This window comes from Variovorax sp. GW821-FHT09D04 (genome assembly GCF_059416405.1).
In genome coordinates this window covers 333,823-349,546 of sequence record NZ_JBWKPA010000004.1, presented here as the reverse complement: position 1 = coordinate 349,546, position 15,724 = coordinate 333,823, and the positions used below count along the sequence as shown (strand labels likewise).

The window sequence follows — 15,724 nt, the reverse complement described above, 5'->3', positions numbered from 1 at the left end:
GAGCGGACATCACCATGAGCGAAGCCCCATCCCCAGCCCTGCCTTCCGGTCCTGCCAACGGCGGAGGCGGCGGCGGCATCGACATCGTCCGCCTCCTGCTCGAAGGGCGCGCCTTCTTCGCGTTGATCGCGATCGTGGCCGTGTTCTCGTTGCTGTCGCCCGTGTACTTCTCGACCGGCAACTTCCTGATCATGTCGTCGCACGTCGCCATCTTCGGGCTGCTGGCCATCGGCATGCTGATCGTGATCCTCACCGGTGGCATCGATTTGTCGGTCGGATCGACCCTCGGCCTGTGCGGGGTCGTCGCCGGCTACCTGATGCAGGGCGTCACGATCGACGCGCTCGGCCTGGTGCTCTACCCGCCGGTCTGGGTCGTGGTGCTGCTGACCTGCGCGCTGGGTGCCTTCGTCGGGGCCGTCAACGGCGTGCTGATCGCCTTCTTCAAGGTGCCGGCCTTCGTGGCCACGCTGGGCGTGCTGTACGTCGCGCGCGGCGTGGCGCTGCTGATCACCAACGGGTTGACCTTCAACAACCTCGGCGGCCGGCCCGAGTTGGGCAACACGGGCTTCAACTGGCTCGGCTTCGACCAGGTCCTGGGCATGCCGGTCGGCGTGCTGGTCCTTGCCATGGTCGCGGTGGTGGCGGCCGTGCTGCTCAACCGCACGGCCTTCGGGCGCTGGGTGTATGCGAGCGGCGGCAACGCGCGGGCGGCCGAGCTGTCGGGCGTGCCCGTGCGATTCACGACCGTCACCGTCTACGTGCTGTCCGGTGTCTGCGCCGCCATTGCGGGGCTGGTCCTGTCGTCGCAACTGACTTCGGCCGGCCCGACGGCGGGCAGCACCTACGAGCTCACCGCGATCGCCGCCGTCGTGGTGGGCGGCGCTGCGCTCACCGGAGGGCGCGGCAACGTGCGCGGCACGCTGCTCGGCGCCTTCGTCATCGGCTTCCTGTCCGACGGGCTCGTGATCATCGGCGTGTCTTCCTACTGGCAGACCGTCTTCACGGGCGCCGTGATCGTGCTCGCGGTGCTGCTGAACGCCATCCGGTACGGCCGTCGGCCTGCGCGTGCCGCGACCCCGACCGTGTCCGGCGTGTCCGGCACGCCCGCCCAGCCACGGCCCACGGCCTGAAAGATTCCCGTCCGCCGCAGCCGCGGCATCTGTCCAGAAGAAACCACCAAGGAGACGAAGTCATGTTGAACACCACCCGCCGCACGCTGCTTGCTGCACTCTCGCTCACGCCCCTGATGGCCAGCCCGGCATGGGCCCAAGGCAAGGGCAAGGGGCTGATCACGATCATCGTGAACGATCCCGCCAACCCCTACTGGTTCACCGAAGGCGAAGTGGCCAAGGCCACGGCGCAGAAACTGGGCTACACCGCGGTCGTCGCCGCGCACACCGGCGACACCAACACCGAGAGCCGTCTGATCGACACGGCCATCACCAACAAGTCGGTCGCCATCATCCTCGACCCGGCGAACGCGAGCGGCTCGGTGGGTGCCGTGCAGAAGGCGGTGGCCGCGAAGATCCCCGTGATCCTCGTCAATGCCGAGATCAACAAGGAGGGCCTGGCGCAGGCGCAGCTCGTGTCGAACAACGCCCAGGGTGCCGCCCTCGGGGCCCAGCACTGGGCCGAGCTGATGGGCAACAAGGGCAAGTACGTCGAGCTCGTCGGCGCCCCCTCCGACAACAACGCCGCGACCCGGTCGAACGGTTTCAAGACCGTGCTGAGCCAGTACCCGGACCTGGCCAAGGCCGGCTCGGAGGTCGCCAACTGGAACCGGACGCAAGGGCACAACAAGATGCAGTCGCTGATGCAGGCACACCCCGACATCAAGGGCGTCATCAGCGGCAACGACGAGATGGCCCTCGGCGCGATCGCCGCGCTCAAGAAGGCGGGCAAGTTCAACGGGGTCGTCGTCGGCGGGTTCGACGGTTCGCCGGACTCGGTGGCCTCGGTCAAGGCCGGCGAGCTGGCCTACACGGTGCTCCAGCCCGTCGCGGTGTTCGCCGCCGCTGCCGTGCAGCAAGCCGACTCGTTCATCCGAACCGGCAAGACCGGTGCCAAGACCGAGAAGCAGCTGTTCGACTGCATGCTGATCACCAAGGGCAATGCCGCCAAGTACTCCTCGCCGTTCGTCCTGGACAAGTAAGCCCACGCAACGTCACGACACCCCGGCATCGCAAGGTTCCGGTGGCGCTCGCCACGCGACGCCGCCGGTTGCGCAGCCGGTTCGAAGAAATGGAATGCACATGAAGATTGCCATTGCCGCGGACACCGCGGGCGCACCCCTTGCAGAGGTTCTGGCCAGGCACTTCGCCGGCCGGGAGGGCCTCGAGGTGACCCACATCGGCCTGCCCGAGGAGGACGCCGACTTCTTCTATGCCGATCTCTCCGACCGGGTCTGCCAGGGCATCCTCAGCGGCCTCTACGACCGCGCGATCCTGGTGTGCGGAACCGGCATCGGTGTCTGCCTCTCGGCCAACAAGGTGCCCGGCATCCGCGCGGCGCAGACGCACGACACCTACTCGGCAGAGCGCGCCGCGCTCTCCAACAACGCGCAGGTCATCACCATGGGGGCGCGGGTGATCGGGGCCGAACTGGCCAAGGCGGTGGCGCAGGCCTACCTGTCCTCCCACTTCGACCCCCACGGCACGTCGGCGCGCAACGTCCGCGCCATCGATGCGCTGGACGAGAAGTACCACGCGAAACACCGATGAACGCAACCCGTTCGTTCGACGGCCGGCACTGACGCGCATGGCACGCGACCTCATCATCGGCGTGGACGCCGGAACCTCGGTCATCAAGGCCGTGGCCTTCGACCTGCAGGGCCGGCAGGTGGCGGTGGCCAGCACGCCGAACCGCGTGCTGCTCGGCCCCGACGGCGCAGCCGAGCAGGACCTCGACGGGACCTGGACCGACACGGCCGCCACGCTGCGCGCGCTGGCCGCGCGCGTCCCTGGCCTGGCGGCGCGCGTGGTGGCCCTGGCGGCCACCGGCCAGGGCGACGGAACGTGGCTCGTCGATGCCGATGGCCGTCCGGTCGGGCCCGCGATGCTGTGGCTCGACGCGCGCGCCGGCCGTCACGTGCAGGCGCTGCGGGAGACACCGGCCTCGCGGCTCGTCGCCGCGCGCACCGGCAACGCGCTCAACCCATCGATGCAAAGCGGCCAGCTGCTGTGGCTGCAGGCGCACCAGCCCGAGCGCCTGGCACGGGCCGCATCGGCCATGCATTGCAAGGACTGGCTCTTCTTCCAGGCCACGGGCGTGCGTGCGACCAGCCCCTGCGAAGGCGTCTACACCTTCGGCAACTTCCGAAGCCTGGCCTACGACGACGAGACCCTGGCACTGCTCGGCCTGGGCGCCATCAAGCACCTCCTGCCGCCGATCGTCGACGGCACCCGCAGTCATGCGACGCTGACCCGCACTGCCGCCACCGAGACGGGGCTACCCGAAGGCCTGCCGGTGGTGCTGCCGCTCATGGACGTGCCGCTGTGCGTGCTCGGCGCCGGCGGCATGGCGTTCGATGCGCAGGGCGGGCTGCGGCACGTCGGCTGCTCGGTGCTCGGCAGCACCGGCATGCACGGCTGGGTCACCGACAACACGGCGGCCATCGAACCCAGCGCCGAAGCCGGCTACACCATCGCGATGCCCGCGCCGGGCCTGCGGGTCCGCCTGGTCTCGCACATGGCGGCGACGCTGAACATCGACTGGTTGCTCCGGCTGCTCGGCAGCGCGGCCGAACTGGCCGGCGGCGCGGCGTTGCCGCATGCGCAGATGCTGGAGCGGCTCGATGCGCTGGTGCTGTCCACCGCACCCGCACAGGCGGTCTACCACCCCTACATCGCGCAAAGCGGCGAGCGCGGCCCCTTTGTCGATGCGAGCGCCCGTGCGCAGCTCAGCGGCTTCAGTGCCACGCTGGGCGTGGCGGGCCTGTCGCGCGCGGTCTTCGAAGGCATCGCGATGGCCACGCGCGACTGCTACACCGCGCTCGGCACGCTGCCCGAAGAGATCCGCCTGTCCGGCGGCGCGGCACGCAGTCTGGCGCTGCGGCAGATGATCGCGTCGGTCACCGGGCGCCCGGTGCGCGTGTCGAACCGCGAGGAGTGCGGCGCCGCAGGCGCGGCCATCACCGCCGCGCTGTCGATCGACAGCCACGCCAGCCTTCACCAGATGCTGCCCCAGTGGGTCGATGCTTACCTCGACGAAGCGGTCACCTTGCCGGACCCGGGCCAGACCGCACTCTACGACCAGATCTACGGGCAGTACCGCGAGACCGCACAGCAGGCGAGGGCGCCCTGGCAGGCCCTGGCCGACATCCGGCGTGCCCACCTCGATGCCGCCGTGCAGGAGATTCGATGAACGACTTCGTCCCGCCCGCCATCCTGGCGCGGGCCTTCGAGCCGGCCGACGCGACCTGGCTCCATCCCGCGCAGCGGCGGCGCGACCTGGCCGAAGCCTCGCGCAGCGTGGCCGACGTGCTCGTGATCGGCGCGGGCGTGACCGGCGCGGGCGCCGCGCTCGATGCCATCGCGCGCGGACTCTCGGTGGTGCTGGTCGAGGCGGGCGACATCGCCACCGGCACCTCGTCGCGTTCGGGCAAGACCTTTCACGGCGGCCTGCGCTACCTCGAGCAGCTCAACTTCAAGCTGGTGGCGCACGCGATCGAGGAGCGCGACCTGATGGTCAAGGTCCTGTGCCCGCACATTGCCCGCCCGGAGTCTTTTCTCTATCCGCTCACCCGCGCCTGGTGGGAGCGGCCCTATGTCGGCGCCGGCGTGCTGCTCTACGACCTCTTCGGCCTGAAGGGCGGTGCCGTCCCGCGCCAGCGCCATTTCGGCCGGGCGGCGCTCAAGCGGCACATCCCGTCGATCGATGCGCGGCGCGTGGTCGGCGGTGTCCAGTTCCATGACGCGCTGATGGACGATGCGCGCCACACGCTCGCGGTCGTGCGCACGGCGGCCGGTCGCGGCGCCCGGGTCATCACGCGGGCGCCCATGGTCGAGTTCATCAAGGACGGCGAGCGGGTCGCGGGCGTCGTGGTGCAAGACACCCTGACCGGCGAACGGCATCGCCTGGCCGCCCGCGCGGTGATCAGCGCCACCGGCATCTGGGCCGACGACATCCAGCAGCGCGCGGGCGCCAACAGCTTCCGGGTGCAACCCGCGAAGGGCGTGCACATCCTGCTGCGGCCGGAGGCACTGCAGTCCGACACCGGCATCCTCGCCCGCGCCACCGACTCCGTCATCATCGCGCGCCGCTGGTACGGCTACTGGCTCGTCGGCACCACCGACACGCCGTGGCACGGCGACAAGTCGCAGCCGGTCGCCGAAGCGGCCGATGTCGACTACCTGCTCGACAACCTCAACGCCTACCTCGAACGCAAGGTCGGCCGTGCCGACGTGCTCGGCACCTTCGCCGGCCTGCGCCCGCTGCTGAAGTCGGTCGGCGCCACCGATTCGACGTCGGCACTGCTGCGCGACCACGCGGTGATCGACGGGCCGCCCGGCCTCACCACCGTCGTCGGCGGCAAGTACACGACCTACCGCCGCATGGCGGCCGACGCGGTCGATGCCGCGGTGCGGCCCCTGGGGGTGGGCACGCCATCGTCCACGGCCTCGCTGCCGCTGGTCGGGGCCGGCGACTGGGCCGCGGTGCGCGACAGCGCCGGCGACCTGGCGCGGCACTTCGGCATGGGCATCGGCGATGCGGGCCGCCTGCTGCAGCGGCACGGCGACCGGGTGCGCGACCTGCGGGCGCTCGCGCGGGCCAGGCCCGCGCTGCGCGCAACGCTGCCCGGCGCACCGCACTACCTGGTCGCCGAACTCGTGCATGCCGTCGTCGCCGAGGGCGCACACACGCTGACCGACGTGATGACGCGCCGCACCCACCTGTCGATCGAACTCGCCGATGGCGGGCTGGCCCTGGCCCCGTTCGTGGCCGGGTGCATCGCGCCGTACCTGGGCTGGTCGAGCGACGACATCCGCCGGCAGCTTGCGGCCTACCGCGAACTCATCGCGGCGGAGCGTGCGGCGCTGGGCCCCGCCGGGGCTGTTTCGTTGGCTGCGTCGCCTGCCGCTGCTTCTCTCGCTGCGGCCCTGTAGAGCCACATCTTCGCGCACGCCTTCGCGGGTCGCATTCGGCCCCGCCCTTACCCAGGAGACCTGCTTTATGTCCATGAACCGTGTCGTCAACCATCCCGATCGCGTCGTCGAGGACATGCTCGGGGGCTGGTTGCTGGCCCACGGCGACAGCGTCGAGGCACTGCCGGCCAACCCGCGTGTCGTCAAGCGCGCCCGGGCGCCCGAGCGCGGCAAGGTCGGTGTCGTGACCGGCGGCGGGTCGGGGCACGAGCCGGCGTTCCTCGGCTACGTGGGAGACGGCATGGTCGATGCCGTGGCCGTCGGGGAAATCTTTTCCTCGCCCACGGCCAAAAGCTTCCTGGACGCGATCCGCACCGCCGACGGCGGCGCGGGCGTGGCCTGCCTCTACGGCAACTACGCCGGCGACAACATGAACGTCGGCATGGCCCGCCAGATGGCCGAGCGCGAGGGCATCGTGGTCAGGACCGTGGTCGCCAACGACGACGTGCCCTCGGCCGCGAAGGGCGACGAAGCACGGCGCCGCGGTGTCGCGGGAGAGATCTTCATGTGGAAGGTCGGCGCCGCCAAGGCCGCGCTCGGCGCTTCCCTCGACGAGGTGATCGCCGCGGCGCAGAAGGCCATCGCGAACACGCGCAGCATCGGCGTGGGCCTGTCCGCCTGCGTGATCCCCGCAGTCGGCAAGGCCAACTTCCACATCGAGCCCGGCACGATGGAAGTCGGCATCGGACACCACGGCGAACCCGGCATCGACGTGCGGGCGACGGCGAGCGCCGCCGAGATGGCGCAGCTCATGCTCGATGTCGTGCTGCCCGACCTGCCGTTCAGCGCCGGCGACCGGGTCGCGGTGCTGATCTCGGGGCTCGGCGCCACGCCGGTGATGGAGCAGTACATCCTCTACGGAGAGATCGCGCAGCGTCTGCTGGCCAAAGGCATCACGGTGGCGTTCAACCAGGTCGGCAACCTCTTCACCTCGCTCGAGATGATGGGCGTGACGCTGACCCTCATGAGGCTCGACGACGAACTCGAGGCCTGCCTGAAGCATCCCTGCCGCAGCGTCGGGCTGAGCGTGCCCGGCGACGCCGCGCAGGGCCGCACCTACAGCGGGAGCGCCCGCATGAACCCTGCCGTGGCCACGGCGGCCGCGTCTTCGGGCGCCGGCGCGCGCGCACGCACGGTGAGCGGGGCCACGCTGGCCCTCGCGGAGGCGGGGCCCGTGGTGCGCGACCTCATCGACGCCATCGTCGCGAACCGGCAGCACCTGAGCGAGATCGACGGCCTGATCGGCGACGGCGACCACGGCATCAACATGGCCAAGGGCTTCACCGGCTGCGGCACGCGCCTGGACGCGCTCGGCCCGCGCGCCGCGTCGCTGCCCGGTGCCCTCGAGCAGCTGTCGCAGGCGCTGATGGACGACATCGGCGGCTCGATGGGGCCGCTCTATGGCCGCTTCTTTCTCGGCTTTGTCGACACCCTGGCGCCGCATGAACAACTCGATGCGGCGCTGTTCGGCGAGGCGCTGGCCGTGGCCGTGGCCAACGTGCAGGCGATGGGCAATGCCCAGGTCGGCGACAAGACGCTGATCGACGCGCTCGTGCCGGCGCGCGAGGCCTACGCCGCCGCGCTCGCCAGCGGCGCAGGCTTCGCTGCCTGCCTGCAGGCCATGGGCGCTGCCGCGCAGCAGGGGCGCGACGCCACCAAGGACCTGCAGGCCCGCATCGGCCGTTCGGCGCGGCTGGGTGCGCGCTCGATCGGCGTGCTCGACGCCGGCGCCACCTCGTGCTGCCTGATCCTGCAGACGCTGGCGGCTTCGCTGCAGCGCCGGCTGGCCCCCTGAATTCGACTGTCACACGCAAGGAAAGCCTTTTCATGACCACCATCCAAGCCGTCGTCTTCGACATGGACGGCATCCTCATCGACTCCGAAGTGCTCTGGCGCCAGGCCCGCGAGGAGTTCGCCGCAGAGCACGGCATGACCTGGAGCGCCGAGGACCAGGAAGCCACCATGGGCTGCAACACCCGCATGTGGTCGCGTCTCATGGTCGAGCGGCTCGACCTGCGCGCCAGGCTCGGCATGGACGAGGCCGCGATCGCCCGCGAAATCAAGGCGCGCCTGCTGGCGAAGTACGAGGTGCACCTGCCCGAGCGCGAAGGTGCGATGGCCGCGGTGCGCCTGGCGGCGACCCGCTACAAGGTCGCGCTGGCCTCCGGCTCACCGAACGAATTGGCGGCGCACGTGATGAAGGTGACGGGCCTCGACAAGGTCTTCCTGGCCACCACGTATGGCGACGATGTCGCGCACGGCAAGCCCGCGCCCGACATCTACCTCGACGTGCTGCAGAAGATCGGCGTGAAGCCCGAGCATGCCGTCGGCGTCGAGGATTCCGGCAACGGCATTCGTTCGTTGCATGCGGCCGGCATGGGCATCATCGCGGCGCCCGGGCCGGAGTTCCCGCTCGGGCCCGAGGTGCTTGCCCTGGCCGACGTGCGCATCGCCGAGCTGACGGCGTTCGACCTCGACCTCGTCGAGCGCGCCGGCGCGGCGCACCGGGCGCGCATGCGCTGACGGGCCGGGCAGCCCGAGGCCCGAAAGAAATCAGCGGCCCGCGACCGCGTGCCCCGCAATCGCATCGATCACCGGCGCCCACGTCACCTTCGGCAGCGCGTGGCCCATGCCCTCGATGGTCACCATCCGCGCACCGGGCACGTGGCGCGCCACGTCCTTCCCGCATTCGATCGGCACCAGCGGATCGACATCCCCATGGATCACCAGCGTCGGCGCCTTCAGCGACGCCAGCCGCTCCCTGCGGCTGCCGGACGCGATGATGGCCGCGAGCTGGCGTGCATAGCCGGCCGGGTGCAGGCCGCGTTCGAAACTGCGTTCCGCGCGCGCGGCATCGAGCGCCTCTTCGTCCGGATGCGAACCGGCGCGCAGCACCTTCATCACCTGCTGCTGGCGCGCGATGTAGCCGTCGCGGTCCAGCGGCGTGGGCGTGAGCAGCACCTGCAGCGCCTGCGGTTGGGGCGGCGGCAGGTCGGGGGCGCCGCTGGTGGCCATGATCGACACCAGCGTGCGCACGCGCGCCGGATGGCGCAGCGCGATCTCCTGGCCGATGGCGCCGCCCATCGAGGCGCCGACGATGTGGGCGCGATCGATGCCCAGTGCGTCGAGCAGGCCGACCGCATCGTCGGCCATGTGGGCCAGCGTGTACGGCACCTGGCTCGCGCTCACCGGCACGCCGGCCAGCGCCTGCCCGAGCAGCTTGGCCACGTCGGGAATACCCGCGGCGCTCAGGCGCGTGGACTGTCCGATGTCGCGGTTGTCGAAGCGGATGACGCGGTAGCCGCGACCGGCCAGGCGTTCGCAAAAAGCTTCGTCCCACGCAATCATCTGCGTGCCCAGGCCCATGATGAGCAGCAGCGGTGGCGCCGCCGGATCGCCGAAGCAGTCGTAGGCCAGCTCGATGCCGTTGGACGAAGCGAACGAAGGGGAAGAGGGGTCGCGTTGCATGGGGCGTGGCGGTGAAAAGGAAGGGGAGAGAAAGGAAGAGAAGCGAAAGGCAACCGTCGCGCGTTGCGCTTTGTGCCCTGCGGCCGGGACGGTGTTTCGTGGACGATCTTTCCGTGGGGCACCAGCGTGAGAAAGGTTCGTTCAGACCAACCGGGAGTGACTTCGGGACAATTTGGCGCTATCGGGAAACTCCGAGTCTGCGCGTGCAGAACGCTTCGATATCCTGCGACGACCTTGGAGTGCGAGGCCAGTGGCGGCCTCGCCATCGAAGGCATGTGTTCTGAAGGGATTGATCGTCGTGCATCGTTCGCCACCCGACTTCGCGTCACGCGTCTACGGACCCCAGCGCGTCGCAGCCATCGTCGCCACCCTGGTCGAAGAAGGCATCGCACCGGAACAAACCCTGAGCGGAAGTGGCCTGACGGAAGACCAGCTGCGCGCACCGGCGACGCGGATTTCCTACGAGCAGGCGGCCGTGGTCTTCCGCAACGCGGTGCGTCTGGCGCCCGGTCCCTCTATCGCCTTTCGCGCGGGCATCCGCATGCACCTCACGGCCTACGGCATGTACGGCTACGGGCTGCTCAGCAGCCCCACGCACGCCGACCTGATGGACTTCACCATCAAGTACAACCGCGTCATGGGCCCCGTGGCCGGGCCGGTGTCGTACACCTGCAGCGGCGGCACCGCGGTGCTGCCCTACGAGGTGCTGCTGTCGTCCGACCCGCAAGACCCGCTGTACCGCTTCGCGCTCGAGTTCGCCTTTGCGGTGCACCTGCGGCTGGGGCGCGATCTCTTCGGTTCGTCGTTCGGTCTTTCCGCACTGCACGTGCGCTTTGCCGAGCCCGAGGATTTGAGCGCCTACCGCACGCTGTTCTGCTGCCCCGTGGCGTTCGGCCAGCCGCGCGACGAACTGCATGTGGGCTCGCCGTGGGTGGGCCATCCCTCGCGGCTGCCCGACTCGGTCACGCATGCGATGGTGAGCGAGATGTGCCAGCAGGTGCTGGCCGACCTGCCGCGCTCGGGCGGTGTCTCGTCGGTGGTGCGGCGCACGCTGATCGACCACATGCCGTGGCGCTTTCCGACCATCGAGCCGATGGCTTCGGAGCTGTCGATCCATCCGCGCACCTTGCGCCGTCGGCTCGAAACCGAAGGCACGACCTACCGCGGCATCCTGGCCGACGTGCGCCGCGTGCTGGCCATCGAGTACCTGCGCACCACGCGCATGACCACCGAGGAAATCGCCGAGCGGCTGGGCTACAGCGACGCCTCGAACTTCCGCCACGCCTTCGTGCGCTGGACCGGCCGCAGCCCGCAGGACTACCGCGCGGCGAAGGCCTGAGCCGCGCTTTGGCGATGCCGCATCGGGCATCGTGAACCACCGCTGATTCGTATGCGCGCGCCTGCGTGCGGCGTTCGCGTGGCCGTCGATCCACACATCTGTTCGCAGTTGTGAGTCGCGCCTGCGCGGCGTTCGAACACACGTCCCGAAATCACCGCGAAGTGGTCGCATCGCACCTTTCCTTGTCGACGTCGCCGCGAAAAGATGGCGCCCAGAGCAACGACAACAAAGTGCCCGATCCGAGCCTCGCTGAAGGCCCGGACGAGGCCGACAGGAGACAACACATGGATGCACCTCGCGCGTGCCGGCATGCTCGGCACGGACTGGACGTACGCGGCGGGTTCACACCATGCATGCGTGCTGCCGCACAGGCCGGGCGCCGCCGTTGCGCGGCGCCGTCAACCCTTTTCCCCGACCTCGATCCTCTCTCGAACGACCGCCCGACCGGGTAGCCGTGTGCATCGCGTCTGCACGTCGGGCTTTTTCTTCGCCTCTCCTTTTTTCTCTTTCCCTTTCCCTCCACTCCCGAGATGACCATGACCGAATCTTCTTCGATGGCCCCGCCGTCCCGCCGCCTGCTGATGCTCGAGTGGCGCGCCGTGGCGGAGCTGTCCGCGTTCTTCACCATGGCCCCGATGCTGCGCATGGCGCCCGCGGGCGACGGGCATCCCGTGCTCGTGCTGCCCGGCCTCTCGGCGAGCGATGCCTCGACGCAGCCGCTGCGCGCTTTCCTGCGCGACCGCGGCTACCGCGCGCACGGATGGAAGCTCGGCCCCAACTTCGGCCCGCGCCCCGGCGTGGAAGACCAGATGCAGGAGCGCCTGGCCGAGCTGCACGAGCGCTACCAGCGCAAGGTGAGCATCGTCGGCTGGAGCCTGGGCGGCGTGTTCGCACGCGAGCTGGCACGGCGCGCGCCTTCGCAGGTGCGCAGCGTCATCACGCTGGGCAGCCCGTTCGCCGGCGAGCCGCGCGCGAGCAACGCGTGGCGGCTGTACGAGATGGTGAGCGAGCGCAAGGTCGAGGACTGGCCCGAGCGCGAACGCATGCGCACGCCGCCGCCCGTGCCGGCCAGCGCCATCTACAGCCGCAGCGACGGCATCGTGGCCTGGCAGGGCTGCCGCGAACGCGAGACCGCGACCTCGGAAAACATCGAGGTCGAGGGCAGCCACTGCGGCCTCGGCCACAACCCCGTGGTGCTCTACGCCATCGCCGACCGGCTCGCGCAGCCCGAGGGCGAGTGGAAGCCGTTCCGCCGCGAAGGCCTGCGCCGCCTGCTGTACCTCGATCCGCACCGCGACGTGCGCAAGGCCGCCTGACGCGCTTCGTCAGTCAGTCATTCACCCACCCGTTCACTTCCTGGAGACGCACATGAACAGCAAGCCCTGGCTGGCTTCCTACCCCGAAGGCGTGGCGTGGGACCACGCGATCACGCCCACCTCGGTCCAGCAGATCCTGGCCGACGCCGTGGCCGGTTTTCCCGACCGGCCGGCCATCGACTTCATGGGCAAACGCCTGAACTACCGCGAACTCGGCGCGCTGGTCGATCGTGCCGCCAAGGGCTTGCAGGCCCTGGGCGTGCGCCCCGGCGTGCATGTGGGCCTGTTCCTGCCCAACACGCCGCACTACCTGGTCGCGCTGTTCGGCGTGCTGCAGGCGGGCGGCACGGTGGTCAACTACTCGCCGCTCGATGCCGCGAAGGTGCTCGAGCACAAGATCGAGGACAGCCAGACCGACTTCCTCATCACGCTCGACCTCGCGGCGCTGTACCCGCAGATGGCCGCCATGCTCGGCAAGACACGTCTCAAGAAGCTCATCGTCGGCAACCTCGCCGAGATGACGGGCGCGCCCGAGCAGGTGGCCGCGCAGATGAAGGCGAAGAACGAGACGGTCGAGATCTCCGGCGACGAGCACCACCTGCGTTTTTCCGAACTGCTCGACAACGACGGCCGCTACACGCCGCACCCCATCGGCGATCCGCGCGAGGTGCTGGCCATCCTGCAGTACACGGGCGGCACCACCGGCCTGCCCAAGGGCGCGATGCTCACGCACGCCAACCTGTCGTCGGCCTGCGAGCAGGTGGTGATCACGCAGTCGGGCACGCCGCCCGTGCTGCAGATGGGCACCGAGCGGCTGCTCGCGGTGCTGCCGCCGTTTCACATCTACGCGCTCACGGTCAACCTGCTGCTGGGCGTGCGCCTGGCGGCCGAGATCGTGCAGCACCTGCGCTTCGACCCCAAGGCGGCGCTGCGCGACATCGCCGAGAAGAAGCTCACCACCTTCTGCGGCGTGCCCACCATGTTCACCGCGGTGATCGGCGACCCCGACACGCCCCAGTACGACCTGCACTCGCTCAAGCTGTGCAACTCGGGCGGCGCGCCGCTGCCGATGGAGGTCGGCGAGCGCTTCCGCGCCATCACCGGGACCTGGCTGGCCGAAGGCTGGGGCATGACCGAAACCTCGCCCACCGGCACCTTCTCGCCCGCGCACGGCCAGCGCAAGGCGGGCTCGTGCGGCATTCCGCACCCGGGCGTGGTCATCAAGATGCTCGACCTCGAAGACCCCACGCGCTACGTGCCGCTGGGCGAGAAGGGCGAGATGTGCATCCAGGGCCCCAACGTGATGAAGGGCTACTGGAACAAGCCCGAGGCCACGGCCGACAGCACCACCCTCGACGGCTTCTTTCGCACCGGCGACGTGGGCTACATGGACGAGGACGGCTTCGTCTTCATCGTCGACCGCTGCAAGGACATGCTGCTGTGCAGCGGCTACAACGTCTATCCGCGCGTGCTCGAAGAGGCCATCTACCAGCACCCGGCCGTGCATGAGGTGGCGGTGATCGGCGTGCCCGACGAATACCGCGGCCAGTCGCCCAAGGCCTTCGTCACGCTCAAACCCGGCGCCGAGGCCTTCGACATCAAGGCCCTGCAAAGCTTTCTCAAGGAGCGCGTGGGCAAGCACGAGATGGTGCAGGCCCTGGAGATCCGCGCCGCGCTGCCCAAGACGGCGGTGGGCAAGCTCTCCAAGAAAGACCTCGTGGACGAAGAGCTGCGCAAGCAGGCCGTCGCCGCGGCCATCGCCTGAGCGCGCGCATTCCCCAATTCCCACCGATCCCACCGACGAAAGAGGCCACGCCATGGACCACCTGAGCAGCATGGACGCGTCGTTCCTGCACCTTGAAACCCCCGAGACGCCGATGCACGTCGGCAGTCTCATGCTCCTGGACCTGCCCGAGGGCTACCGGGGCGACTACTACGAAGACGTGAAGGGCATGCTGGGCAAGCGGCTGCACCTGGCGTCGGTGCTCACGCGCAAGCTCGCGCAGATGCCCTTCGAGCTGGCCGAGCCGGTGTGGATCGACGACGACGACATCGACCTGGACTACCACGTGCGCAGCCTCACGCTGCGCCGCCCCGGCACCATGGAGCAGCTGCACCACCTCGTGGCGCGCCTGCATTCCAGCCTGCTCGACCGCAGCCGCCCGCTGTGGGAGATGTATGTCATCGAGGGCCTGGAGAACGGCCAGGTGGCCTTCTACACCAAGGCCCACCACAGCGGCGTCGACGGCAAGGCCGGCACCGAGCTGGCCAAGGTGCTCTACGACACCACGGCGCAGATGCGCGAGGTGCCGCCCGCGCGCCGCAAGCGCGGCAGCGGCAGCCACTACCAGCTCGGCGTGGCCGAGCTGCTGCAGGCGGCGGTGTCGAACTCGGCGCGCCAGTACCGCAAGCTCGCCGAGCTGCTGCCGGCGGCCGCGCGCGCCCTCACGGCGGCCGGCAGCGTGCTGGCGAGCCAGCAGACCGGCAAGGGCGAGCGCCGCCTGAGCCTGGGCATGGCGCCCAAGAGCATGTTCAACGACGCCATCACCAACCAGCGCTCGTACAGCACGATGTCGCTGCCCTTCGACGAACTCAAGGCGCTGGGCAAGCGCGTGGGCGGCACCGTCAACACCATCGTGATGGCGATGTGCAGCGAGGCGCTGGCCCGCTTCCTGAAGGAGCGCAACCTGCTGCCGAAAGAAGCGCTGATCGCCGGCGTGCCCGTGAGCCTGCGCGCGGAGGGCGACGACTCGATGAACAACCAGGTGTCGATGGTGCGCGTCGACCTGGCGACCGACATCGGCGACGCGGCCGAACGCTTCAAGGCGATCCATGCCTCGTCGGAGGCGGCCAAGGCCGTGGTGCGCGAGCTCAAGCCCGTGCTCGGCGTGGACATGCCGATCACCGGCTCGCCCTGGCTCATGACCAGCCTGGCGTCGCTCTACGGCCGCTCCAACCTGGCGCGTCGCGTGCCGCCCGCGGCCAACGTGCTGATCTCGAACGTGCCGGGGCCGGGCGCCACGCTCTACGTGGCGGGCGCGCGGATGATGCACTTCTACCCGGTGTCGATCCCGTACCACGGCAGTGCGCTGAACATCACGGTGCAGAGCTACGCGGGTTCGCTCGACTTCGGCCTCACGGCCTGCCGCCGCATCCTGTCGCAGGAAGAGTCGTACGAGCTGATCGGCCACCTGCGCGCGGCGCTGCGGCAGATCGAGCGGCTGCCCAGCGTCGAGAGCGTGGCCAAGCCGGCGGTCGCGAAAGAGGCGCCAGCCGAGGTCGTGTCCGCCAAGGCCCCGCGCCGCGCGAAGGCGCCGGCCGCCGCCAAGCCGCGTGCGGCGGCCACTGCTGCCGCACCCGCCAGCAAGAAGCCCCGCGCGCCGCGCAAGCCGGCCGCTCCCGCCAAGGGCAAGCGCGCCGCCGCCGCGGCCTAGCCTTCCCGCCGATTCCTTCACCGA

12 protein-coding genes are annotated in these 15,724 nt (G+C 69.9%); 11 read left to right on the top strand and 1 reads right to left on the bottom strand.

Translation table 11 applies throughout. From position 1 onward, the window contains the following. Positions 1 to 14: 14 nt before the first annotated feature. The 7 genes from AC07O4_RS15930 to AC07O4_RS15900 all read left to right on the top strand — a co-directional run bounded on the left by AC07O4_RS15930 (position 15) and on the right by AC07O4_RS15900 (position 8,666). Positions 15 to 1,130: an ABC transporter permease gene (locus AC07O4_RS15930; protein ID WP_495305073.1), complete on the top strand. Its 1,116-nt coding sequence runs from the start codon at positions 15 to 17 to the stop codon at positions 1,128 to 1,130. 62 nt (positions 1,131 to 1,192) lie between these two features. Beyond that, positions 1,193 to 2,152: a D-ribose ABC transporter substrate-binding protein gene (locus AC07O4_RS15925; RefSeq protein ID WP_495305072.1), complete on the top strand. Its 960-nt coding sequence runs from the start codon at positions 1,193 to 1,195 to the stop codon at positions 2,150 to 2,152. 100 nt (positions 2,153 to 2,252) lie between these two features. Then, positions 2,253 to 2,720, top strand: a complete 468-nt coding sequence (gene derI, locus AC07O4_RS15920) for a D-erythrulose-4-phosphate isomerase (RefSeq protein ID WP_070062045.1) — start codon at positions 2,253 to 2,255, stop codon at positions 2,718 to 2,720. A 37-nt stretch (positions 2,721 to 2,757) separates the two neighbouring features. Next, the gene (locus tag AC07O4_RS15915) at positions 2,758 to 4,362 is read left to right on the top strand and encodes an FGGY family carbohydrate kinase (RefSeq protein ID WP_495305071.1); all 1,605 of its coding nucleotides are present in this window, start codon (positions 2,758 to 2,760) and stop codon (positions 4,360 to 4,362) included. Continuing rightward, complete coding sequence (locus tag AC07O4_RS15910; protein WP_495305070.1) at positions 4,359 to 6,104, top strand: glycerol-3-phosphate dehydrogenase/oxidase; 1,746 nt, start codon at positions 4,359 to 4,361, stop codon at positions 6,102 to 6,104. Before AC07O4_RS15915 ends, AC07O4_RS15910 begins: the two co-directional genes overlap by 4 nt. Before the next feature lie 67 nt (positions 6,105 to 6,171). Next, the gene (gene dhaL / locus AC07O4_RS15905) at positions 6,172 to 7,938 is read left to right on the top strand and encodes a dihydroxyacetone kinase subunit DhaL (protein ID WP_495305069.1); all 1,767 of its coding nucleotides are present in this window, start codon (positions 6,172 to 6,174) and stop codon (positions 7,936 to 7,938) included. A gap of 32 nt (positions 7,939 to 7,970) precedes the next feature. Next, the gene (locus AC07O4_RS15900) at positions 7,971 to 8,666 is read left to right on the top strand and encodes an HAD family hydrolase (protein ID WP_495305068.1); all 696 of its coding nucleotides are present in this window, start codon (positions 7,971 to 7,973) and stop codon (positions 8,664 to 8,666) included. Positions 8,667 to 8,696: 30 nt separating this feature from the next. Here AC07O4_RS15900 and AC07O4_RS15895 read toward each other — a convergent pair whose 3' ends face one another. Continuing rightward, complete coding sequence (locus AC07O4_RS15895) at positions 8,697 to 9,611, bottom strand: alpha/beta fold hydrolase (RefSeq protein ID WP_495305067.1); 915 nt, start codon at positions 9,609 to 9,611, stop codon at positions 8,697 to 8,699. 298 nt (positions 9,612 to 9,909) lie between these two features. Between AC07O4_RS15895 and AC07O4_RS15890 the strand changes: the two genes are divergently transcribed. The 4 genes from AC07O4_RS15890 to AC07O4_RS15875 all read left to right on the top strand — a co-directional run bounded on the left by AC07O4_RS15890 (position 9,910) and on the right by AC07O4_RS15875 (position 15,700). Beyond that, positions 9,910 to 10,950: an AraC family transcriptional regulator gene (locus AC07O4_RS15890; RefSeq protein ID WP_495305066.1), complete on the top strand. Its 1,041-nt coding sequence runs from the start codon at positions 9,910 to 9,912 to the stop codon at positions 10,948 to 10,950. A 536-nt stretch (positions 10,951 to 11,486) separates the two neighbouring features. Beyond that, positions 11,487 to 12,266, top strand: coding sequence for an esterase/lipase family protein (locus AC07O4_RS15885; protein WP_307587211.1), 780 nt, complete (start codon positions 11,487 to 11,489; stop codon positions 12,264 to 12,266). A 52-nt stretch (positions 12,267 to 12,318) separates the two neighbouring features. Next, on the top strand, positions 12,319 to 14,031 hold the full coding sequence (locus AC07O4_RS15880; RefSeq protein ID WP_495305065.1) for a long-chain-fatty-acid--CoA ligase: 1,713 nt from the start codon (positions 12,319 to 12,321) through the stop codon (positions 14,029 to 14,031). Between the two features lie 52 nt (positions 14,032 to 14,083). Continuing rightward, complete coding sequence (locus AC07O4_RS15875; protein ID WP_495305064.1) at positions 14,084 to 15,700, top strand: wax ester/triacylglycerol synthase family O-acyltransferase; 1,617 nt, start codon at positions 14,084 to 14,086, stop codon at positions 15,698 to 15,700. The last annotated feature ends 24 nt before the right edge of the window (positions 15,701 to 15,724 follow it).